Source organism: Streptococcus sp. KHUD_015 (assembly GCF_051106265.1).
Lineage (GTDB): Bacteria > Bacillota > Bacilli > Lactobacillales > Streptococcaceae > Streptococcus.
Window position 1 is genome coordinate 1,226,538 of the sequence record NZ_CP193665.1, and the last position, 22,736, is coordinate 1,249,273.

Here is a 22,736-nt window from a genome sequence, read left to right on the forward strand (position 1 = left end):
GAGATTTTCGAAGAGTATAAAGTCAATTTCAATATACTAGAACAAGCCTAGAACGGTTCCATCGCTTTCAACATCCATGTTGAGAGCTGCTGGACGTTTTGGTAGGCCTGGCATGGTCATGACATCGCCAGTTAGGGCAACGATGAAGCCTGCACCTAATTTTGGCACCAATTCGCGAATGGTAATTTCAAAGTTTTCAGGTGCTCCAAGTGCATTTGGATTGTCTGAGAAGCTATACTGGGTCTTAGCCATACAGATTGGCAATTTGTCCCATCCGTTTTGAACAATTTGAGCGATTTGTGTTTGAGCTTTCTTCTCAAAGTTTACTTTGCTACCACGGTAGATTTCAGTAACAATCTTTTCAATCTTTTCTTGAACAGAAAGGTCATTGTCATACAAACGTTTATAGTTAGCTGGAGTTTCAGCAATAGTCTTGACAACCGTTTCAGCAAGTGCTACTCCACCTTCTGCACCATCAGCCCAGACACTAGCCAATTCAACTGGCACATCAATTGAAGCACAAAGTTCTTTCAAGGCTGCGATTTCAGCTTCTGTATCAGAAACAAATTCATTGATTGCTACAACTGCAGGTACTCCAAACTTACGGATATTTTCAACGTGGCGTTTCAAGTTAGCAAAACCTGCACGAACTGCTTCTACATTTTCTTCAGTCAGAGCATCTTTAGCCACACCACCATTCATCTTAAGGGCACGAAGGGTTGCGACAATAACTACTGCATCTGGAGAAGTTGGCAAGTTTGGTGTCTTGATATCAAGAAATTTCTCGGCACCAAGGTCTGCACCAAACCCAGCTTCAGTAACTGTGTAATCAGCCAAGTGAAGGGCTGTGCTTGTTGCCAAGACTGAATTACATCCATGAGCAATATTGGCAAATGGACCACCATGTACAAAGGCAGGTGTTCCGTAAATTGTCTGAACCAGGTTCGGTTTAATAGCATCCTTCAAAATCAAAGCCAAGGCACCTTCAACCTTCAAATCACCTACAGAAACTGGTGTACGGTCATAGCGATAACCGATAACGATATTGGCCAAACGGCGTTTCAAGTCCTCGATGTCCGTTGCCAAGCAAAGAATTGCCATAATTTCGGAAGCGACGGTAATGTCAAAGCCATCCTCACGTGGAATACCATTTAGAGGGCCACCAAGCCCAACTGTTACATGGCGAAGAGCACGGTCGTTCAAGTCCACAACACGTTTCCAAAGGATACGACGTTGATCAATTCCCAGCTCATTGCCTTGGTGCAAGTGGTTGTCAATCAAGGCAGAAAGGGCGTTGTTGGCAGTTGTAATGGCGTGCATATCCCCAGTAAAGTGGAGATTGATGTCCTCCATTGGTAGAACTTGAGCGTAACCACCTCCTGCAGCACCACCCTTAATCCCCATTACTGGACCAAGAGATGGTTCGCGGATAGCAATCATCGTTTTCTTGCCAATTTTATTCAAGGCATCCGCCAGACCAATGGTAATGGTTGATTTCCCTTCACCTGCAGGTGTTGGATTGATGGCAGTAACCAGAATCAATTTCCCAACTGGATTACTCTCAACTGCACGAATTTTATCAAAGCTGAGCTTAGCCTTGTACTTTCCATACAACTCCAAATCATCGTAAGAAATACCAAGCTTCTCTACAACATCAATAATGGGCTTCAACTCAATACTCTGTGCGATTTCAATATCTGTTTTCATTCAAAACTCCTCTAACCTCTTATATGATAATTCATTATAACACAAAACAAGATTTTTAACATCCGAAAACTCTCTAAACGTTCGTAAATATCCCTATTTTTAAGGTTTTTAGAGCCCTTTCTTAAATTTTATATGGCTTTATAGTTTGAAACTATAGTAAATCTTCGTTTTTACCAAAAATTTATCACTTTCATTTTACTTACCGTTTATTTTTGTGTACAATAGTGCTATGAAAATTTTAGTTACATCGGGCGGTACCAGTGAAGCTATCGATAGCGTCCGCTCTATCACTAACCATTCTACAGGTCGCTTGGGGAAAATCATCACAGAAACCCTGCTTGCTGCAGGGCATGAAGTTTGTTTAATAACGACAAAACGAGCTTTGAAACCAGAAGCCCATCCCAATCTAAGTATTCGAGAAATTAACAATACCAAGGACCTTCTACTGGAAATGCAAGAACGTGTTGCAGATTATCAGGTTTTGATTCACTCAATGGCGGTGTCCGACTACACTCCTGTCTATATGACAGGGCTGGAGGAAGTTCAGGCTAGCTCCAATCTAGAAGAATTTTTAAGCAAGCAGAATCATCAGACTAAGATTTCTTCAACTGACGAGGTTCAGGTTTTGTTCCTAAAAAAGACACCCAAAATCATCTCTCTAGTCAAGGAGTGGAATCCTGCTATTCATCTGATTGGCTTTAAACTGCTGGTTGATGTTAGCGAAGATCATCTGGTTGACATTGCTAGAAAAAGTCTTATCAAGAACCAAGCAGACTTGATTATCGCAAATGATCTGACTCAAATCTCACCAAACCAGCATCGTGCAATCTTTGTTGAGAAAGATTATCTTCAAACGGTTAACACTAAAGAAGAAATTGCAAAACTCCTCCTTGAAAAAATTCAAACCTATCATTCTTAGAAAGGAAAGCTATGGCAAACATTCTCTTGGCTGTAACGGGCTCAATCGCCTCTTACAAGTCGGCAGATTTAGTCAGTTCTCTAAAAAAACAAGGTCATCAGATCACAGTCTTAATGACTCAGGCTGCTACAGAGTTTATCCAACCTTTGACACTACAAGTACTCTCTCAGAATCCTGTCCACTTAGATGTCATGAAGGAACCCTATCCTGATCAAGTCAATCATATCGAACTTGGAAAAGAAACTGATCTATTCATCGTGGCCCCTGCAACAGCTAACACTATTGCAAAACTAGCCCATGGTTTTGCGGACAACATGGTAACTTGTACAGCTCTAGCCTTGCCCAGTCATATTCCTAAACTAATAGCTCCTGCTATGAATACAAAAATGTATGACCATCCAGCAACTCAGAATAATCTGAAAACATTAGAAACCTACGGCTATCAGCTGATTACTCCTAAGGAATCCCTACTAGCTTGTGGCGACCATGGACGAGGAGCTTTAGCCGACCTCACAATTATTTTAGAAAGAATAAAGGAAACTCTCGATGAAAAAACGCTCTAATATTGCACCCATTGCTATCTTTTTTGCAACCATGCTCGTGATACACTTTCTGAGCTCACTTATCTTTAACCTTTTTCCATTTCCAATCAAACCGACCATCGTTCATATTCCTGTCATTATTGCCAGCATTATCTACGGTCCACGAGTTGGGGTTACACTTGGATTTTTGATGGGGCTTCTTAGCTTGACAGTTAATACGATTACTATTCTACCTACAAGCTATCTCTTCTCACCATTTGTACCAAACGGAAACATCTACTCAGCTATCATTGCCATCGTCCCACGTATTTTGATTGGTTTAACTCCGTATCTAGTCTATAAACTAATGAAAAACAAGACTGGTCTGATTTTAGCTGGTGCCCTTGGTTCACTTACCAACACAGTCTTTGTACTTGGTGGAATTTTCTACCTTTTTGGAAATGTTTTTGATGGTAATATCCAAAAACTCCTAGCAACTGTTATCTCAACAAATTCGATTGCCGAATTAGTCATTTCCGCAGTTCTAACCCTAGCCATTGTCCCAAGATTACAAACTTTGAAGAAATAAAAACAATCTCCGCTTTCAAGCTTGAAGGTGGAGATTTTGTTCTATATTTTTTATATTTAGTGAAATTTTTACCAGTAAAATAGATTGAAATAAGATACCAACAAATAGATTAGGGAATTCAAATTAATTTCTAGAAATATTTTATCATTCATGATGTACTCTTCCAGTTTCAAACTACTATATTTATACTCAATGAAAATCAAAAAGTAAACTAGAAAGATAGCCGCAGGTTGCTCAAAACACGGTTTTGAGGTTATGGATAGAACTGACGAAGACAGCTAAAAATACTGTTTTGAGATTGCAGATGGAAGCTGACGTGGTTTGAAGAGGTTTTCGAAGAGTATTAACTTAAAAATGACCTATAAACCTAAGTAAATCCTTGCTTTATTGTCTATTTTATCGTACTATACTAGTGTATATACAATAAAAAGGAGATTCTTATGAATACACGGAAAAAGACACAATTTATGACAATGACTGCCCTTTTAACGGCTATTGCGATTTTGATTCCAATTGTTATGCCTTTTAAGATTGTCATTCCTCCTGCTTCTTACACTCTAGGGAGCCATATCGCTATTTTTATTGCCATGTTCTTGTCGCCCTTGATGGCAGTTTTTGTCATCCTAGCCTCTAGTTTTGGATTTTTGATGGCTGGCTATCCTATGGTTATCGTATTTCGAGCTTTTTCCCATATCTTTTTTGGGACTTTGGGGGCTCTTTACCTACAAAAATTCCCCGATACCCTAGATAAACCAAAAGCTTCCTGGATTTTCAACTTTGTGTTAGCACTTGTCCATGCCCTTGCTGAAGTATTGGCCTGTGTCGTTTTTTACGCAACTTCTGGTACCAATGTAGAAAATATGTTTTATGTTCTATTTGTACTAGTTGGATTTGGTACAATTATCCATAGTATGGTAGACTATACATTAGCACTAGCTGTCTATAAAGTGCTTCGAAAACGCCGTTAAAAAGGAAAAGCTATGACAAAAGATCGCAAACATGCTCTTCTCCAACTCTTGAAAGAAGCTCCTAAAGCCCTTAATGGCCAAAGTTTGGCGGAACATTTTCATGTCACACGTCAGATCATTGTACAGGACATTGCAATTTTAAGAGCCGATGGCGCTCCTATCCTATCCACTAATCGTGGCTACATCTATAAACAGATTGATACCAATCCATACGTCCACAAACTTTTCAAAGTGAAACATGAAGTTGAAGAAATCGGTCAGGAACTTCTTGCTATCGTAGATAATGGAGGGCGTGTTCAAAATACCTTGATTGATCATCCTGTTTACGGAGAAATTGAAACTCTACTCAAACTTTCTTGTCGCAGAGATGTTCAACATTTTCTAGAACAAGTCGAGCATTCTGACTTTAGACCTCTATCTGAATTGACAGATGGCATTCATTACCACCTAGTCGAAGCCGAAACACAACAAGACCTCCACTATATCGAGGAGGCCTTGGATCAGCTAGGTTATTTAGTAAAGGATTAGAAAATTTTCTTTTCCCAATCGTCTTCTGTACGGCGAGGGTAGAAAAACTCTGACTTGTCAGGAGCTTCCATCATCTCCATCAAAGGCAACATATCATAGGCCAGATCCAAGTTTGGAATCTGGTCTTTTTGTACCCAAGAAACCTCTCCTTCATCTGAAGAGCGAAGAGTACCAAAGAACTCAGTCGCCTTATAACAAACGACAATATAGCGCCCACCTGTATCTAGTGGCCAATTTTTAATGCCGACAAGTTGAGGATTTTGGATAGTCAACCCTGTTTCTTCATAGATTTCACGAATGACAGACTCTGCGAAAGCCTCGCCGTTTTCTACATGGCCTCCTGGAAAGGCATAACCTGACCAGCGATTGGTTTCAGGAGAGCGATACTGCATCACCACGCGCTGAGTTTCGGGGTCTTCAATCAGACAGATATTGGTTAAAATCGTTAATTGAGAACGGGACATAAATTTACTCGCTTTCTAATTTTGAATTATCTTTCACTTTAAACTTAATTACCTTATAACTCTGAAACTTTAAAAAGACACTACTACCTGAACGCCATCCTTTAGCACAATAGTAGTAAGGAATCTGGTATCTCTGAATTATCTATCTGTTTGAAATAAATTCTGCCATTCCACCTTCTGCTCTAAATCGTTCTCAACTTAACGATAAGGAATTTTCGAACTTTCTATCTCTATATCAGGATTGGCAAGTTTAAGATAAGGAGCAATATAGTCTGCATCCGTAACCTTTGGACCTAGAATTACTTTTGAGTATTTCAAAGGTGCCAGATTGATATATACAAATAAATCAAATCTGCCATTATCTTTTGGGTTCAAGACGATATACTTCCTAAAATCTTTATAGTTAACTTTATCAAAAACTTCTAACCCAATTTCTTCTTTCTTAAAGTACTTCTCATTTGATGAATCATTAGCATCTCTTTTAATAATATTTTGTATCGCTGTATCATCTAAATTAATTAAAATACGATACTCCATTTCATACTCATAGTCTTTAACTTTGAAAAGGTAAGAAATCTTCTTTAATTTCTCAGCAAAATCTATTAATTCTTTTTCAGCTTCCAGCTCTTGTAATTTTTCAAAAATTTGTTTTAAATTATCAAGAAATTTACCAACCTCTGTTTCGTCTTTATTTTCTGATATTAAATCTAAATAATGAACTTTAACAAACTCTATAGATTTATGAGCAACTATATCTTCAAGATAAGACAGATCATATTCAAGAAATGCTCCCTGAGAGGAATCTGCATATTCCTTCCACATAGGTAAACTATCAGATACCGTGGTTAGAGAAGATATAAAAACATTAGAAGTTTGATATTGTTTGAAAAACGTATTATCTATACCCAAATAATCATATGCTACTCTTCCTTCCATCGGGTCATTTAACTGTTTTAGATTAGTAAGTCGTAAAAATGGAGGTTGAATTTCAGAATTATTTTCATTTTTCCAGTCTGCTTTTATAAGATAATTTGTTAATGTGTCAATCTTAGTATAATGTCCAAAGGAACCTATTTCTTTCAACTCATTTGCATCAACAGTCAATTTAGAACGAATATAGTATATAATCTTGTCCGCTTGTTCTAAAAGTTGTTCAGCATCAAATGCTGAGATAGATTCTGGATCACTTTTCTCATTTAAATAATCGTTATCATATTTCTCAATTATCTTAATAGCTTGATTTCGGATGATATCCGAATCATTTTCTTCTGCTATCTTTCGAATAACTTCTATTGAATCTTCAATTATATCATCAAAATGCCTTGATATAAAATCTAGGTAGTCATCAATATCTTCAGATTGAGGATTCTCCATGAAATAGTTATTTATTATCTTTAAGTGCTCAAATTGAAAAATTGAAACAAGCTCATCTAATCTAAAATACCAATATACAATGTGTCCAAAATCATTATCTTGAAAATTATCTTTAAATATGAAGTTAATGAATGATTCTAATTCCCTCTTAAAATAGTTTCTTCTTTCTTCTGTTCAACTATTTTGTCTAAATAGTTGAACAAAAACTGAAAGTAATTCTGAAGAAAAGAATTCTCCTTCCTCTAAATTTTCTTTTAATATTAAATCAAGGATTTTAAAGAAATAACTATCATTTTCAAACAGTTTAGAATATTCTTCATATCTTTCGATTTTAAATAAATATAAATTAAGAGTATCTAAATAATAAGATATATCAGCCCAACTATATATTTGTATTTTTGTTGATAGTATTTTTGTTGATAGTATTTTATTTATTGTTTCTAAAATCTTCTTCTGAATAGTTTTATCAATTTTCTCTAAAAAATTACTACATAGATAAAGAATAGTTTCAGTATATTTCAATTGTTCTTCTTCAGATAAATCTAGATATTGATTAATAAAATTTTCAAGTTCGTATTCCAGTTTTTCTTCATTCAAGGAATCAAAATAATTCTCTAATCCAGATGTACTAAATTCATCTGTAAAATAGTTTGGCATTTCCATTTCATCTCCTTCCAAAACCTACCCTAACGCCTTTACTTCCAACATCATATCACGGATCTGGGCAGCGAGTTCAAAGTCAAGCACTTCGACGGCTTCTTGCATTTGTTTCTCTAGTTTCTTGACTAGTTCTTTGCGCTCTTGTTTATTAAGACTATTGATATCAACTTCCTTGTCTTCTTCCTTTGCAATGGTCTTGGTTACGGCAATCAGGTCACGAATTTCTTTCTTGATTGTCTGAGGTACGATACCATGTTCTTCATTATAGGCCATCTGGATTTTCCGACGGCGAGCAGTTTCATCAATGGCACGTTGCATAGACTGGGTAACTGTGTCAGCGTACATGATGACATGACCTTCGCTATTACGGGCAGCGCGGCCAATGGTCTGGATGAGACCACGCTCATTTCTTAGGAAGCCTTCCTTGTCAGCATCGAGAATGGCAACCAAACTTACCTCAGGAACGTCAATTCCTTCACGAAGGAGGTTGATTCCGACCAAGACATCAAAGACACCCAAGCGCAGGTCACGAATAATCTCCGTCCGCTCTAAAGTCTTGATATCCGAGTGCATGTACTTAACTTTAATGCCCATTTCTTTGAAGTAGTCGGTTAAGTCCTCTGCCATCTTCTTGGTTAAGGTTGTGATAAAGGTAAGCTCATTCTTCTCCACACGGGCATTGATTTCACCTAAGAGGTCATCAATCTGTCCCATAGTCGGACGGACTTCCACTTCAGGATCCAAGAGTCCCGTTGGACGAATGATTTGCTCAATCACTGTCTCGGTCTGTTCATTCTCATAGTCACCTGGTGTCGCTGAAACGTAAACAATCTGGTGCACATGGCTTTCAAACTCTTCACGACGGAGAGGACGATTGTCCAGAGCAGATGGCAAACGAAAACCATAATTTACTAGCATTTCTTTACGCGAACGGTCTCCATTGTACATGCCCTTGATTTGTCCCATAGTCATGTGACTCTCGTCAATCATAATTAAGAAATCATCTGGGAAGAAGTCGAGAAGCGTATAAGGTGGCTCTCCTTCGCTACGTCCATCCATGTGGCGTGAGTAGTTTTCGACACCGTTAGTATAGCCCATCTCGCGCAACATTTCGATATCATACTCTGTCCGCTGTTTCAAACGTTGGGCTTCAAGCAATTTGCCTTCCTTCTCAAAGACAGCTAACTGCTCTTCTAACTCTGCCTGAATCTTGGCAATGGCAACTTCCATGTGGTCGTCATTGGTTACGAAGTGAGTGGCAGGGAAAATCGCCAAATGATCCACTTCTCCCAATACCTGGCCTGTCAAAGCCTCCACTTCACGAATACGGTCAATTTCGTCTCCAAAAAATTCTACTCGAAAGGCATGCTCATCACGGGAGGCTGGGAAAATCTCTACCACATCCCCACGAACACGAAATCTTCCACGTTGGAAATCAATATCATTACGTTCAAACTGGATATCAACCAAGTCATTCAAGAGTTTATCACGAGAAATTTCAAGACCTGGACGGAGACTAACGACACTATCAGCGTATTCTTTGGGCGAACCCAAACCATAGATACAAGAGACTGAGGCCACGACAATGACATCATTGCGCTCCAAAAGAGCCGAAGTCGCTGAGTGGCGTAGCTTGTCAATCTCATCGTTGACAGAACTATCCTTTTCAATATAGGTATCACTGGAAGGAACATAGGCCTCAGGCTGGTAATAATCATAGTAGGAAACAAAGTACTCAACTGCATTTTCAGGGAAAAATTCCTTAAACTCCCCATAGAGCTGTCCTGCTAGAGTTTTATTGTGGGCAATAACCAGAGTTGGCTTATTGACTTTGGAAATGACCTGACTCATGGTATAGGTCTTCCCTGTTCCAGTCGCCCCCATCAGAATCTGAGCTTTTTCTCCCCCCTCGATATTATCAACCAACTGCTCGATAGCTTGGGGTTGATCTCCTGATGGTTGATACTTTGATACTAGTTTAAATTGATTATCTGTAATACGATTGATCATAAGAATCCTCTTTCCATGTGCTATTCCTATTTTAGCATACTTGTAGTATTTTCACGAAGAAAAGGACGGACCGAAGTCACATCCTTTCATTTTCTTTCTTTAATTGGTAAGCGAGATAGACAATCAGCAGTAGCAAGACTAGACTTGTCATGATAGATCCTTCTATGCCAAAAGATCCTCCTGATAACCAGCCTTGATTGCCTTGTGGTAAAAAGGTCAGCAGAGACGTTCCTGATGGTTGACCACTAACTAAAATCCCAAAAAGATTACCCTGAGCAAAATTCCAAGCGCCATGAATACCTGCTACCCCCCAAACTGTATCAGTTTTAAGAAGGTAAAGAGCCATAGCAACTCCGAATAAGAAGAGATTCACTAGAGATAGAGGTGTTAGACCAGAATTGCCCATATGAAGTAGGGTGAAGAACAGGCTAGATATAAGAACAGCAAGTTTTAAATTGGTTCGTGAAGCCAATTGAGGAAGGAGCCAAGCACGGGCTACCACTTCTTCTGTTGTCCCCTGTAAAATCCAAAAAGGGATAGTAAAGACGATAAAGGTAAGCGAATAAGGATCTAAGTGAATGGACTCAAAACGATATTGACCTAAGGCTACCAAACCTAACAAGGTTAGAAGAAAAAGTGCCAGACCTAGCCCAAATCCTTTCAGAAGATTGCTGAGAAAATTCTCTCTATAAAATCCTAAGGTTCGAATAGGTCTTTTCTCAACTTTTCTAGTCCATCTGAATACAGTGTTGAGAATAAAACCAAAAGACAGCAATTCTAAAATTAAACGAAAATCACTTGTTTTATCCGTCAAGCTCTGCTGCAAGGTCTGCAAGTAGGTTGCAAGATTTTGACCAGGCTCTCCAAAATTTCTAGCAAGTCCGATGAGAGCTAACAAACTAATACCATATAAAGTAAAAGCTACAAACTCTCCTATGAAGACAAAAACAAAGGCTAACAAGGGGCTTGTGTAAATGTTTAAACTCATTTTTGAAGCTTGGAAGTCTTTAAATATTCTTTTATCCTTCATATCCCTATCCTCTTTTATTCTATTATGTACTATTATTATAGCACTTTGTGGTAGCAGTTCAAGAAAGAAATAAAGGGTTTTTATGTTATATCTTCTAACATAAAAGTCCCTAGATTTGCATTTTTTTAATTTTTCTGATATAATGGGAAAATATTCGGAAAAGGAGACTAAAAATGAAGAAAAAATTTCTAGCATTTTTGCTAATTTTATTCCCAATTTTCTCATTAGGTATTGCAAAAGCTGAGACGATTAAGATTGTTTCTGATACCGCCTATGCACCTTTTGAGTTTAAAGATTCAGATCAAACTTATAAAGGAATTGATGTTGACATTATAAACAAAGTCGCTGAGATTAAAGGATGGAACATTCAGATGTCCTATCCTGGATTTGACGCAGCGGTCAATGCGGTTCAAGCTGGTCAAGCTGACGCAATCATGGCAGGAATGACAAAGACTGCAGAACGTGAAAAAGTTTTCACCATGTCTGATACTTACTATGATACAAAAGTTGTCATTGCAACTACAAAGTCACACAAGATTAGTCAGTATGATCAATTAAAAGGTAAAACTGTTGGTGTTAAAAACGGAACTGCCGCTCAACGTTTCCTTGAAACAATCAAAGATAAATACGGTTTTACTATTAAAACATTTGACACTGGTGATTTGATGAACAACAGCTTGAGTGCTGGTGCCATCGATGCCATGATGGATGACAAACCTGTTATCGAATATGCCATTAACCAAGGTCAAGACCTCCATATTGAAATGGATGGTGAAGCTGTAGGAAGTTTTGCTTTCGGTGTGAAAAAAGGAAGTAAATACGAGCACCTAGTTACTGAATTTAACCAAGCCTTGGCCGAAATGAAAAAAGATGGTAGCCTTGATAAAATCATCAAGAAATGGACTGCTTCATCATCTTCAGCATTGCCAACTACAACTACTCTAGCTGGCTTAAAAGCTATTCCTGTTAAAGCTAAATATATCATTGCTAGCGATTCTTCTTTTGCACCTTTTGTTTTCCAAAATTCAAGCAACCAATACACTGGTATTGATATGGAATTGATTAAGGCAATCGCTAAAGACCAAGGTTTTGAAATTGAAATCACCAACCCTGGTTTCGATGCTGCTATCAGTGCTGTTCAAGCTGGACAAGCTGATGGTATCATTGCTGGTATGTCTGTTACAGATGCTCGTAAGGCAACTTTTGACTTCTCAGAATCATACTACACTGCCAATACTATCCTTGGTGTCAAAGAATCAAGTACCATTGCTTCTTATGAAGATTTGAAAGGAAAGACAGTCGGTGTTAAAAACGGAACTGCTTCTCAAACCTTCCTAACCGAAAACCAAAGCAAATACGGTTACAAAATCAAAACCTTTGCTGATGGTTCATCAATGTATGACAGTTTAAACACTGGTGCCATCGATGCCGTTATGGATGATGAGCCTGTCCTCAAATATTCTATCAGCCAAGGGCAAAAATTGAAAACACCAATCGCTGGAACTCCAATCGGTGAAACAGCATTTGCCGTTAAAAAAGGAGCAAATCCAGAGTTGATTGAAATGTTCAATAACGGACTTGCAAACCTTAAAGCAAACGGAGAATTCCAAAAGATTCTTGATAAATACCTAGCTAGCGAATCTTCATCTGTCTCAACAAGCACTATTGATGAGACAACTATCTGGGGCTTGCTTCAAAACAACTACAAACAACTCCTTAGCGGTCTTGGTATCACTCTTGCTCTAGCTCTTATCTCATTTGCTATTGCCATTGTTATCGGGATTATCTTCGGTATGTTTAGCGTTAGCCCATACAAATCTCTTCGTGTAATCTCTGAAATTTTCGTTGACGTTATCCGTGGTATTCCATTGATGATTCTTGCAGCCTTCATCTTCTGGGGTATTCCAAACTTCATCGAGTCCATCACAGGCCAACAAAGTCCAATTAACGACTTCGTAGCTGGTACTATTGCCCTCTCACTCAACGCAGCAGCTTATATCGCTGAAATCGTTCGTGGTGGTATTCAGGCCGTTCCAGTTGGCCAAATGGAAGCCAGCCGAAGCTTGGGTATCTCTTATGGAAAAACCATGCGTAAGATTATCTTGCCACAAGCAACTAAATTGATGTTGCCAAACTTTGTTAACCAATTCGTTATCGCTCTTAAAGATACAACCATCGTATCTGCTATCGGTTTGGTTGAACTCTTCCAAACTGGTAAAATTATCATTGCCCGTAACTACCAAAGTTTCAAGATGTATGCAATCCTTGCTATCTTCTATCTTGTAATTATCACACTTTTGACTAGACTAGCGAAACGCTTAGAAAAGAGGATTCGTTAATGGCAAAATTAAAAATTGATGTAAATGACTTACATAAGCAATATGGAAAAAATAAGGTCCTAAAAGGAATTACGACTAAGTTCTATGAAGGAGATGTTGTTTGTATCATCGGTCCTTCAGGTTCTGGTAAGTCAACCTTCCTCCGTAGCCTTAATCTTCTAGAAGAAGTCACTAGCGGTCACATCACTGTGAACGGTTATGACTTAACTGAAAAAACTACCAACGTTGACCACGTCCGTGAAAATATCGGAATGGTTTTCCAACACTTCAACCTCTTCCCACACATGTCTGTATTGGACAACATTACCTTTGCTCCTATTGAGCACAAGTTGATGACTAAGGAAGAAGCTGAGAAATTGGGAATGGAGTTGCTTGACAAAGTTGGGCTAGCAGATAAAGCTAATGCTAACCCAGATAGCCTATCAGGAGGTCAAAAACAACGCGTGGCCATCGCTCGTGGACTAGCAATGAATCCAGACATCATGCTCTTTGATGAACCAACTTCTGCCCTTGACCCTGAGATGGTCGGAGACGTACTAAACGTTATGAAGGAATTGGCTGAACAAGGCATGACCATGATTATCGTAACCCATGAGATGGGATTTGCTCGTCAGGTTGCCAACCGCGTTATCTTTACTGCAGATGGTGAATTCCTTGAAGACGGAACACCTGATCAAATCTTTGATAACCCTCAACACCCACGTCTGAAAGAGTTCTTGGACAAGGTCTTAAACGTCTAAACTTAAACTGTAAGGATTTCCTTGCAGTTTTTTTCTATCTCGTATTGGATTTTTTGATTTTTCGGAAAATTATGTTAGAATTAAGTTTATGAAATGAGATTTCCTCATACCTAGCAAGACTAGGAATAAAAATAGAAATTAGGTAGCTAGATGTCATCTAAGGTTATTGTTACAATTTTCGGTGCGAGTGGAGACCTGGCTAAACGCAAGCTCTACCCTTCCCTTTTTAGACTTTATAAATCCGGCAATCTTTCCAAGCACTTTGCAGTTATTGGAACTGCCCGTCGTCCTTGGAGCAAGGAATATTTTGAATCTGTTGTTGTCGAATCTATCCTTGATTTGGCAGATAGTACCGAACAGGCTCAAGAGTTCGCTAGCCACTTCTACTATCAAAGTCATGATGTCAATGATACAGAACACTACATTTCTTTGCGTCAATTGCAGGCTGAACTAAATGACAAGTACCAAGCTGAAGACAACAAGCTCTTCTTCTTGTCTATGGCACCTCAGTTCTTTGGAACTATTGCCAAACACCTCAAGTCTGAAAACATCGTAGACGGTAAAGGTTTTGAGCGTTTAATCGTTGAAAAACCGTTTGGTACAGATTACGCAAGCGCAAGCAAGTTGAATGACGAGCTCCTAGCAACATTTGACGAAGAACAAATTTTCCGTATTGACCATTATCTTGGTAAGGAAATGATCCAAAGTATCTTTGCAGTTCGCTTTGCAAACTTGATTTTTGAAAACGTTTGGAACAAGGATTTTATCGACAATGTTCAAATTACCTTTGCTGAGCGCTTAGGCGTAGAAGAACGTGGTGGCTACTATGATGAATCTGGTGCCCTCCGTGACATGGTTCAAAACCACACTCTACAACTCCTTTCTCTCCTTGCCATGGACAAGCCAGCAAGCTTCACAAAGGACGAGATCCGTGCTGAAAAGATTAAGGTCTTTAAAAATCTCTATCATCCAACTGATGAAGAACTTAAAGAACACTTTATCCGCGGTCAATACCGTTCAGGTAAGATTGATGGTATGAAATACATCTCTTACCGTAGCGAGCCAAATGTTAATCCAGAATCAACAACTGAAACCTTTGCATCTGGTGCCTTCTTTGTAGACAGCGATCGCTTCCGTGGTGTTCCTTTCTTCTTCCGTACTGGTAAACGTCTGACTGAAAAAGGAACTCATGTCAACATCGTCTTTAAACAAATGGATTCTATCTTTGGAGAACCACTTGCTCCAAACATCTTAACCATCTATATCCAACCAACAGAAGGCTTCTCTCTTAGCCTAAATGGGAAGCAAGTAGGAGAAGAATTCAACCTGGCTCCTAACTCACTTGATTACCGTACAGATGCAACCTCAACTGGTGCCTCTCCAGAACCATACGAGAAATTGATTTATGATGTCTTAAATAACAACTCAACTAACTTTAGCCACTGGGATGAAGTTGGTGCGTCATGGAAATTGATTGACCGTATCGAAGAGCTCTGGGCTGAAAATGGTGCCCCACTTCATGACTATAAAGCTGGAAGCATGGGACCTCAAGCTAGCTTTGACTTACTTGAAAAATTCGGTGCCAAATGGACTTGGCAACCAGACATCGCCTATCGTCAAGATGGTCGTTTAGAATAAAAAAATCCTGCAAGTTTGTACCTTGCAGGATTTTTGCTTCTGATTAGATTAAGCCTTCCAAGAGACCTTTCATAAAGTTTTCTGAGTTAAATTCTCCAATATCATCAATTTTTTCACCAAAACCAATCAACTTAACTGGAATATTGAGTTCTTCACGGATGGCTAGAACAACACCACCTCGAGCAGTTCCATCAATCTTAGTCAAGACAATTCCTGTTAAAGGAGTGATTTTTGAAAATTCTTTGGCCTGTACCAGGGCATTTTGACCAGTTGAAGCATCTAATGCTAAGAAGGTTTCATGCGGTGCTTCTGGTACAACACGCTTGATGATGCGTCCAATCTTCTCCAACTCAGCCATAAGGTTATCCTTATTTTGCAAACGACCAGCGGTATCAATCATGAGAATATCGATACCTTCAGCCACGGCACGTTCCATGCCATCAAAGACTACACTAGCTGGGTCAGCTTTTTCAGGTCCAGTTACAACTGGAACGTCAACACGACGTCCCCATTCAGCAAGCTGTGCAACTGCTCCTGCACGGAAGGTATCTGCCGCAACCAACATGACCTTCTTACCAGCTTGTTTATAGCGGTGGGCTAATTTCCCGATAGAAGTTGTTTTCCCGACACCATTAACCCCAACAAAGAGCATGACTGTCAATCCATCTTGGAAGTGGATACGTTCATCATAGTTGCCATCCTTTTCATAAAGCTCAACCAATTTCTCAATGATGACACGGCGAAGTGCATCAGGTTTTTTGGCGTTTTCAAGCTTGGCTTCGTAGCGTAGTTCCTCTGTTAAGTTAGAAGCGACTTGGACACCAACGTCACTCATAATCAGCAGTTCTTCCAGTTCCTCGAAAAATTCTTCATCAACAGAGCGGAAATTGGCAAAGAAGGCGTTCAAGCGGGCACCGAAGCCTGTGCGAGTTTTCTTAAGACTGCGGTCATATTTTTCCTGAACGGTTTCTTCTGCTTGAGGCTTTTCTGCTTCAAGCACTTCAGAATTATTTTCTTCTACAGTTTCTAGAAGCTCAGTATTCTCTTCCTCTGGGACTTCTTCTGAGTTTGGCAATTCTTCAACTTCTTCTTGAGAAACTTCTACAACTGGCTCTGAATCCTGACTCTCTTCAACTGTCTCTTGATTTTCCTCTTCTTGGAGCAGATCTTCTTCAGAACTTTCAACCTCTGCATCTTCTTGAGGAACTTTCTCAGCTTCTGTTAAGGCAGGCTCAGTATCTTCAGACAAATCAAGATTTTCTAGAGCTTCTTTTACAACTTCTTCGATTTTAGGTTCTTCTTTTTTTCCGAATAGACGGTCAAATAATCCCATATCTTAGTTCTCCTTCAGCACATATTCTTCGATAGCCCAAGCAACAGCCTCGTCATCATTGGTCATTGGCGTCACTACATTTGCGACTGCCTTAACTTCAGGAACAGCGTTTTGCATGGCAACACCGAGCCCTGCCCATTCAATCATAGAAAGGTCATTGGCCTCGTCACCACAGGCCATAACTTGGCTTTGGTCGATTCCAAGATGGCTGATTAGTTTTGCCAAACCTGTTGCTTTATGAACATTCTTTGGTGACCATTCTAGCAACATTTCACGTGATTTAAAGATTTCATATTGGTCAAACAATTCTGGAGATATCTTCTGAATGGCTGCATCCAAGGGTTCTTGAGCAAAGGCAGTCACACACTTATTGTAGGTCATTTGACTAGACAAGTCTTCAAAGTCCACTGGAACAAAGGTCAAAGCTGGATTGAATTTGGCATAAAGACTTTCTTGGTCAGATTGAATTTGATAAACAGTTCCTTCTGAGATAGCATCAAGAGGCAGTGATAATTTCTCTGTTTCTTCATACAAGCGTGCCACATCATCATATGAAAAGACTGTTTTATCAAGGATTTCACCTGTATTTTTCTGAACCAAACCACCATTAAATGTAATCGTATACTCATCTTCATGGCCGTCAGTCCCTAGCTCATGGAGAAAGAAATCCATAGCTTTTAAGGGACGACCAGTTGTCAATACAACCTTAATACCACGATCACGCGCAGCTTTCAAGGTTGTCTTGGTACGATCCGTCAGCCTTTTATCAGTAGTCAGCAAGGTCCCGTCCAAGTCCAATGCAATCAATTTTATATCTGCCATTATAAGCCCTCCATATAAGCTATAACCGACTGGTCCTTATGGTGACCAATCACTGTCTCTGCTAATTCTAAAATTTCTGGTCGTGCATTTTCAGGAGCTACAGGATGTCCCACAACCTGCATCATGTGCAAGTCATTAAGATTGTCTCCAAAAGCCATAACCTGATCCATTGTGATACCAAGTTTTTTAGCTAATTCAACAATGGCCACTCCCTTATCGACATAGTCCAGAACAATATCAATAGATTCAAAGCCAGTTGTCATGGCCTTAACACCAGGAACGTTTTCGTTTACCCAATCTTCTCCAGCTTCTAGCGTTTCTTCTGTAAAATTGGTTGTAAATTTGAAAATATCATCTGTGATATCTTCTAAACTCGCTACTTTTTGGATATTTTCATTATAGTGTTGGCTCTCTTTCAAATAGGTCTCATCAACCGTATCTAGAACATAAGAGCCTTTTCTCCCCGTCAAGAGCAGTTTATTGATATCTACATAAGGTGACATTTTCAGCTTTTCAAAAGTTGACAGATAAAAATCACGAGACATGGTCGCTTCATACAAGTCCTGACCTTGATATTCTACCAAACTACCATTTTCCGCTATGAAAATAATGTCATCACGTACATCAGCAAATAATTTTTCTAGAGACAGAAATCCTCGACCCGAAGCTACCGCAAAGTAAATCCCTTTTTCCTTGTAGGAAGCTAAGAGAGACTGGAGGCGATCCATATCAAAGCACCCATTTCCATCTAGGAAGGTTCCATCCATATCCGTTGCTACTAGTTTAATTGTCATCCTTCAATACTTTCTAAATCTTTTAACTTCACCGAAACAATTTTTGAGACACCTGATTCTTGCATAGTCACTCCATAGATAGAATCAGCCGCTGCCATGGTTCCCTTACGGTGGGTGACGACGATAAACTGGCTGTCCTTGTCAAAACGGTTGAGGTAATCTCCAAAGCGTTTAACATTGGCTTCGTCCAGCGCAGCCTCCACCTCATCCAAGATAACAAAAGGAATGGTCTTGACACGGATAATGGAGAAGAGCAAGGCAAGAGCCGATAGAGCTTTTTCACCACCACTCATCAGATTAAGAGACTGGATTTTCTTACCTGGAGGTTGAACAGAAATCTCAACCCCAGCTGTCAGCAAGTCTCCCTCAGTCAAAATGAGGTCCGCTTGACCTCCACCAAACATCTGCTTGAAGGTCACTTTAAAGGACTCACGGATAGCTTCAAAGGTTGATTTAAAGCGTTCCTTGACCTCATCATTCATCTCTGTAATGGTCTCAAGGAGCAGATTTTTCGCTGACAAAATATCATCTCGTTGGCTATTTAGGAAATCCAGGCGGCTGTGAACTTCTTCGTACTGGTCAATAGCTTCTATATTGACAGGACCTAGTGAGCGAATAGCCTTCTCTAAGTCCTGCACCTCTTGCTCTGCCAGATTGAGGTTTTCCAATTCATGTGCCTTTTCTAGTGCTTCAGTATAGCTAATCTGATACTGGTCTGTTAATTGACTTTGTAAATGGCGTAAGTGCTCGCTGACCTTTTCTTTCTTAGCTTCAGCACGTGTTTGCTTGCGAATCCACTCCTCATTCTGCTGGCGAGCCTGGTCCAAATGACTAGCAATATCATCCAGCTGACCTTCAATATCATCCAACTCAAACTGCTTGCGAATCAAACCTTGTTGGAGATTTGTTTTCTGGTTTTTAGCTTCTTCAGCCTGTTGACTGAGCAGTTCTGTATCAACCTTCTCAATATTATCAACCTTTTCTTGAAGAAGGCGTTGGATTTCTTCTTGCTCAATATCCAGATTATCCAATTCCTTGCCTAAACGTTCAATATCCGCAACTTCGTAACGTTTTTGCCCTTGCAGTTCTGTCTTAAGCAAGCGAGCTTGCGCTACCTCTTCTTGCAAGTTCTGATAACGTTCTTGGATGGCATTTTTGTTAGACTTAATCTCTTCAATCTCAGCTTCCAGATTTTGCTTTTCACTGGCGATTTTAGTAAGGCGCTCTTGACATTTTTCCTTATCCGCTTGCCAATCTCCCTCAGAAAGACGATCTAATTCCTCTTCTTGGAGTTTCCAAAGAGTTTCTAATTCTTCGACTTGCTGACTGGTCTGCTGATAAGCGAGGGACAAGCCTTGCTCCTGAATACGAGCCTGCTCTCCTTGATATTTGATAGCTTCTAATCTTTCTGTCAATGCAGCCATCTCATCTTGTAAGGTCTTCAAACTCGCTTCTTCGGAACGCAAGCTAGCTTCTTCTTCAGCAATTTCTTTTTGCAATTGCTCCAGTTCTGGCTTGATAAAAATACTGTTATTCTGGCGATTGGCACCACCTGCATAGGAACCACCTGTGCGCAACTCTGTACCGTCTAAAGTCACCATACGAACCTGATAACGAACTTGTCGAGCTGCTGCACGCGCATGTTCTACTGTATCAAAAATCGCTGTCGTGGCTAGCAAATTCTTGAAAATAGCTTCCAGTCTAGTATCGAATGTCACCAACTCATCTGCCATGCCCAGAAATCCTGGACTTGCAGCGATAGCATCTTGGTTCTGACTAGAAATCGTACGCGCCTTGATCGTTGTCAAAGGAAGAAAGGTTGCACGACCTGCTCTGTTTCGTTTGAGGAAATCAATCGCCTTGGTTGCCGACTCTTCATCTTCTACGATGATATGCTGACTGCTGGCTCCAAGCGCAATCTCTAGGGCAGTTTGATAATGCACATCAAAAGTCAGGTGCTCACTGACTGCACCAATAATCCCACCAAGGCGATCTTTTTCTTGGAGAACACTCTTAACACCTGCATAAAAGTTACTATGATTTCTCAGGATATTTTCCAAACTTTGAGCTCTGGCCTGCTTGTTTTTAAGACTGTCCAGACGATCAAATAGTTGACTTTGTTGAGCTTGATAGGAAGCTTTCTGCTCCTCTTGCTCCTTGGCACTAGCTTGATAGTCGGCCAATAATTTCTGAACATGCTCCTTGGCAGTTTCAAGCTCGTCTTTTTGCTGACTAGCCTTCTCTTTAGCTGTAGCCAGCTGTTCTTTGAGTTTTTGTAGTTGATCTGCTTGTTTTTGAGAAAGCTGACGACTATTTTCCAACTCATTCTCGATGCGGGTCAACTGGTTTGAGACATCTGCTTCTTCTTGTAAAAGGGCTACAAAGCGTTCACGTAAAATCTCAATCATCTGATCAGGATCATCTGAAAAAGCTAGCAATTCAGCTTCTAGTCGATTGAGTTTTTGATTATTTTGGACTAGATTTTCCTCTAAAAGTGCTAAAGAGCTTTCCTTATCAGTTTTTTCTTTACTGAGTGAATTTTTCTTATCCTCCAAAGCAGCCAAACGGGCTTGTGCTTCTTGTTGATTCAGAGCTACTTGCTCAGATTCCAGTTTCGATAGGGCTAATTTTCTTTCTAAATCACTAATCAGACTGGTCAAGTCCATCAAACTGCCTTGGTCTTTGGCCATTTCAGCCTGTAAATCTTGGCGTTGCTTTTTAAGAGTTTGGTTTTCTTCTTCTAATTTTTCACGCTTTTGGTAGTAACTCATCAAGAGTTCCTGAACCTGTGCCAACTCTTCTTCTGTCGACTCTAATTCTGCCTTATTTTCCTTGATTTGAGCAACCAGAACGTCTAAATAAATAGCCTTGCGTTGACCTTCCAAGTCTAGAAACTTACGAGCCTTCTCAGCTTGCTTTTCAAGGGGCTTGATTTGATTATCCAACTCGTAGATAATGTCTTCAAGACGGTCTAGATTATCTTGAGTTTGCTGCAGCTTGCTCTCAGTTTCTTTTCGGCGAGTCTTATATTTCAAGACACCCGCAGCTTCTTCAAAAATGGCACGGCGTTCTTCAGGCTTAGAATTAAAAATCTCCTCAACCTTGCCTTGTGAAATGATAGAAAAAGAATCTCGTCCCAAGCCTGTATCCAAGAAAAGATCATGGATATCACGCAGACGGACTTTTTTGCCGTCAATCTTGTATTCACTATCTCCACTACGGTATATATGGCGTTCTACCCTGATTTCTTGACCAGCATCCTTGATAAATGCGTCATGATTATCCAGAGTCACAATTACAGAAGCATAATTGAGCGGTTTGCGACTCTCTGTTCCGGCAAAGATGACATCCGGCATCTTGCCACCACGGAGACTCTTAACACTTGACTCCCCTAAGGCCCAACGCAGACTTTCTGTAATATTCGACTTTCCAGATCCATTGGGTCCAACGACTGCCGTCACACCTTGGTCAAAGACGACCTTAGTCTTGTCAGCAAAAGACTTGAATCCCTGAATTTCGATTTCCTTTAAATACATGAATCCAGCCCTTTCTCAACGGCATTTTTGGCAGCTTCCTGCTCTGCTAATTTCTTAGACCGACCTTGACCTTGACCAATGCTCTTGCCTTCAACAAGAACTTCTACATCAAAGACCTTATCATGGGCAGGTCCCGTTTCAGAAATCACCTGATAACGAATAGCCACATCCCCATTGACTTGAAGTAACTCTTGGAGATGGGTTTTGTAGTCTGTAATCATCTCAAACTCGCCTGCTTCAACCTTAGGAATCATGACTTGGTAGATAAATTCCTTGACCTTGGCCACATCCTTGTCCAAAAGGAGGGCACCAAGAAAGGCTTCGAAGGCATCACCAAGAATGGTATCACGATTGCGCCCACCAGACTTTTCTTCTCCCTTACCCAGCTTGATAAACTGATCAAACTGGCAGTCACGCGCAAAACCAGCCAAACTCTCCTCACGGACAATCATGGCACGGAGTTTAGACAAGTCCCCTTCAGGCTTTTTAGGATATTTTTTATACAGATATTCTGAAATCAATAACTGTAGAACAGCGTCTCCTAAAAATTCCAAGCGTTCATTGTGTGAAATTTTTAAGAGGCGGTGCTCATTGGCATAACTCGTATGAGTAAAGGCAGTTTCCAGTAAGTTTTTGTCTGCAAATTCGATTGCAAAATGGTTCTTTAGTACAGTTTGTAATTCTTTCATACCAACCTCTTTCTAACTGATAACAGTCCTTTTTATTATATCAAAAAAAGCATCCTGAGTCACTTTAAAACGGGA

General features: G+C 39.9%; 17 protein-coding genes and 1 pseudogene. 8 read left to right on the top strand and 10 right to left on the bottom strand.

Annotated elements, in window-relative coordinates; all coding sequences use genetic code 11:
• Positions 1–36: 36 nt before the first annotated feature.
• Positions 37–1,707 carry a formate--tetrahydrofolate ligase gene (locus ACORHU_RS05630; RefSeq protein WP_434363853.1) on the bottom strand — a complete coding sequence of 557 codons (1,671 nt, stop codon included), beginning with the start codon at positions 1,705–1,707 and terminating at the stop codon, positions 37–39.
• A gap of 229 nt (positions 1,708–1,936) precedes the next feature.
• On the opposite strand from ACORHU_RS05630, the gene coaB reads away from it, so the two are divergent.
• From coaB to ACORHU_RS05655, 5 genes are all read left to right on the top strand, one after another.
• Positions 1,937–2,626, top strand: a complete 690-nt coding sequence (coaB, locus tag ACORHU_RS05635; RefSeq protein ID WP_434363855.1) for a phosphopantothenate--cysteine ligase — start codon at positions 1,937–1,939, stop codon at positions 2,624–2,626.
• A gap of 11 nt (positions 2,627–2,637) precedes the next feature.
• Positions 2,638–3,189, top strand: coding sequence for a phosphopantothenoylcysteine decarboxylase (coaC, locus tag ACORHU_RS05640; RefSeq protein ID WP_049535624.1), 552 nt, complete (start codon positions 2,638–2,640; stop codon positions 3,187–3,189).
• On the top strand, positions 3,173–3,736 hold the full coding sequence (locus tag ACORHU_RS05645) for an ECF transporter S component (protein WP_000747412.1): 564 nt from the start codon (positions 3,173–3,175) through the stop codon (positions 3,734–3,736). The genes coaC and ACORHU_RS05645 overlap by 17 nt, the downstream gene beginning before the upstream one ends.
• Positions 3,737–4,176: 440 nt before the next feature.
• Positions 4,177–4,704, top strand: coding sequence for an ECF transporter S component (locus ACORHU_RS05650; protein WP_001097393.1), 528 nt, complete (start codon positions 4,177–4,179; stop codon positions 4,702–4,704).
• Between the two features lie 12 nt (positions 4,705–4,716).
• A complete protein-coding gene (locus tag ACORHU_RS05655; RefSeq protein ID WP_414306622.1) occupies positions 4,717–5,232 on the top strand; it encodes a transcription repressor NadR in 516 nt (171 codons plus the stop codon).
• Here the strand turns inward: ACORHU_RS05655 and ACORHU_RS05660 are convergent.
• The 4 genes and pseudogenes from ACORHU_RS05660 to ACORHU_RS05675 all read right to left on the bottom strand — a co-directional run bounded on the left by ACORHU_RS05660 (position 5,229) and on the right by ACORHU_RS05675 (position 10,770).
• The gene (locus ACORHU_RS05660) at positions 5,229–5,696 is read right to left on the bottom strand and encodes an 8-oxo-dGTP diphosphatase (protein ID WP_414306623.1); all 468 of its coding nucleotides are present in this window, start codon (positions 5,694–5,696) and stop codon (positions 5,229–5,231) included. The genes ACORHU_RS05655 and ACORHU_RS05660 overlap by 4 nt on opposite strands.
• Before the next feature lie 198 nt (positions 5,697–5,894).
• Positions 5,895–7,733: pseudogene (locus tag ACORHU_RS05665) on the bottom strand (DUF2971 domain-containing protein).
• 18 nt (positions 7,734–7,751) lie between these two features.
• Positions 7,752–9,740 carry an excinuclease ABC subunit UvrB gene (gene uvrB / locus ACORHU_RS05670; protein ID WP_434363859.1) on the bottom strand — a complete coding sequence of 663 codons (1,989 nt, stop codon included), beginning with the start codon at positions 9,738–9,740 and terminating at the stop codon, positions 7,752–7,754.
• A gap of 76 nt (positions 9,741–9,816) precedes the next feature.
• Entirely contained in the window at positions 9,817–10,770 is a 954-nt protein-coding gene (locus tag ACORHU_RS05675) for a CPBP family intramembrane glutamic endopeptidase (RefSeq protein ID WP_434365157.1), read from the bottom strand.
• A 173-nt stretch (positions 10,771–10,943) separates the two neighbouring features.
• Between ACORHU_RS05675 and ACORHU_RS05680 the strand changes: the two genes are divergently transcribed.
• From ACORHU_RS05680 to zwf, 3 genes are all read left to right on the top strand, one after another.
• Positions 10,944–13,109, top strand: coding sequence for an ABC transporter substrate-binding protein/permease (locus tag ACORHU_RS05680; protein WP_434363861.1), 2,166 nt, complete (start codon positions 10,944–10,946; stop codon positions 13,107–13,109).
• Positions 13,109–13,849, top strand: a complete 741-nt coding sequence (locus ACORHU_RS05685; protein ID WP_001096322.1) for an amino acid ABC transporter ATP-binding protein — start codon at positions 13,109–13,111, stop codon at positions 13,847–13,849. Before ACORHU_RS05680 ends, ACORHU_RS05685 begins: the two co-directional genes overlap by 1 nt.
• Before the next feature lie 150 nt (positions 13,850–13,999).
• A complete protein-coding gene (gene zwf / locus ACORHU_RS05690; RefSeq protein ID WP_434363863.1) occupies positions 14,000–15,487 on the top strand; it encodes a glucose-6-phosphate dehydrogenase in 1,488 nt (495 codons plus the stop codon).
• A gap of 43 nt (positions 15,488–15,530) precedes the next feature.
• On the opposite strand, the gene ftsY is transcribed toward zwf, so the two are convergent.
• From ftsY to rnc, 5 genes are read right to left on the bottom strand one after another with little or no spacing between them, the layout of a single operon-like run.
• Entirely contained in the window at positions 15,531–16,820 is a 1,290-nt protein-coding gene (gene ftsY / locus ACORHU_RS05695) for a signal recognition particle-docking protein FtsY (protein WP_434363865.1), read from the bottom strand.
• Between the two features lie 3 nt (positions 16,821–16,823).
• Entirely contained in the window at positions 16,824–17,642 is an 819-nt protein-coding gene (locus tag ACORHU_RS05700; protein WP_434363867.1) for a Cof-type HAD-IIB family hydrolase, read from the bottom strand.
• Positions 17,642–18,436: a Cof-type HAD-IIB family hydrolase gene (locus ACORHU_RS05705; protein WP_261097386.1), complete on the bottom strand. Its 795-nt coding sequence runs from the start codon at positions 18,434–18,436 to the stop codon at positions 17,642–17,644. Before ACORHU_RS05705 ends, ACORHU_RS05700 begins: the two co-directional genes overlap by 1 nt.
• A complete protein-coding gene (smc, locus tag ACORHU_RS05710; protein WP_434363870.1) occupies positions 18,433–21,972 on the bottom strand; it encodes a chromosome segregation protein SMC in 3,540 nt (1,179 codons plus the stop codon). The genes ACORHU_RS05705 and smc overlap by 4 nt, the downstream gene beginning before the upstream one ends.
• Complete coding sequence (gene rnc, locus ACORHU_RS05715; RefSeq protein ID WP_000661487.1) at positions 21,963–22,661, bottom strand: ribonuclease III; 699 nt, start codon at positions 22,659–22,661, stop codon at positions 21,963–21,965. The genes smc and rnc overlap by 10 nt, the downstream gene beginning before the upstream one ends.
• Between the last annotated feature and the right edge of the window lie 75 nt (positions 22,662–22,736).

What these genes read in the sequence shown, in the direction of transcription:
- ACORHU_RS05680 (WP_434363861.1), top strand. Translation starts at nt 10,944, where the DNA reads ATGAAGAAAAAATTTCTAGCATTTTTGCTAATTTTATTCCCAATTTTC.
- ACORHU_RS05675 (WP_434365157.1), bottom strand. Translation starts at nt 10,770, where the DNA reads ATGAAGGATAAAAGAATATTTAAAGACTTCCAAGCTTCAAAAATGAGT.
- ACORHU_RS05645 (WP_000747412.1), top strand. Translation starts at nt 3,173, where the DNA reads ATGAAAAAACGCTCTAATATTGCACCCATTGCTATCTTTTTTGCAACC.
- ftsY (WP_434363865.1), bottom strand. Translation starts at nt 16,820, where the DNA reads ATGGGATTATTTGACCGTCTATTCGGAAAAAAAGAAGAACCTAAAATC.
- uvrB (WP_434363859.1), bottom strand. Translation starts at nt 9,740, where the DNA reads ATGATCAATCGTATTACAGATAATCAATTTAAACTAGTATCAAAGTAT.
- ACORHU_RS05685 (WP_001096322.1), top strand. Translation starts at nt 13,109, where the DNA reads ATGGCAAAATTAAAAATTGATGTAAATGACTTACATAAGCAATATGGA.
- zwf (WP_434363863.1), top strand. Translation starts at nt 14,000, where the DNA reads ATGTCATCTAAGGTTATTGTTACAATTTTCGGTGCGAGTGGAGACCTG.
- ACORHU_RS05655 (WP_414306622.1), top strand. Translation starts at nt 4,717, where the DNA reads ATGACAAAAGATCGCAAACATGCTCTTCTCCAACTCTTGAAAGAAGCT.
- rnc (WP_000661487.1), bottom strand. Translation starts at nt 22,661, where the DNA reads ATGAAAGAATTACAAACTGTACTAAAGAACCATTTTGCAATCGAATTT.
- smc (WP_434363870.1), bottom strand. Translation starts at nt 21,972, where the DNA reads ATGTATTTAAAGGAAATCGAAATTCAGGGATTCAAGTCTTTTGCTGAC.
- ACORHU_RS05700 (WP_434363867.1), bottom strand. Translation starts at nt 17,642, where the DNA reads ATGGCAGATATAAAATTGATTGCATTGGACTTGGACGGGACCTTGCTG.
- ACORHU_RS05630 (WP_434363853.1), bottom strand. Translation starts at nt 1,707, where the DNA reads ATGAAAACAGATATTGAAATCGCACAGAGTATTGAGTTGAAGCCCATT.
- coaC (WP_049535624.1), top strand. Translation starts at nt 2,638, where the DNA reads ATGGCAAACATTCTCTTGGCTGTAACGGGCTCAATCGCCTCTTACAAG.
- ACORHU_RS05650 (WP_001097393.1), top strand. Translation starts at nt 4,177, where the DNA reads ATGAATACACGGAAAAAGACACAATTTATGACAATGACTGCCCTTTTA.
- ACORHU_RS05705 (WP_261097386.1), bottom strand. Translation starts at nt 18,436, where the DNA reads ATGACAATTAAACTAGTAGCAACGGATATGGATGGAACCTTCCTAGAT.
- ACORHU_RS05660 (WP_414306623.1), bottom strand. Translation starts at nt 5,696, where the DNA reads ATGTCCCGTTCTCAATTAACGATTTTAACCAATATCTGTCTGATTGAA.
- coaB (WP_434363855.1), top strand. Translation starts at nt 1,937, where the DNA reads ATGAAAATTTTAGTTACATCGGGCGGTACCAGTGAAGCTATCGATAGC.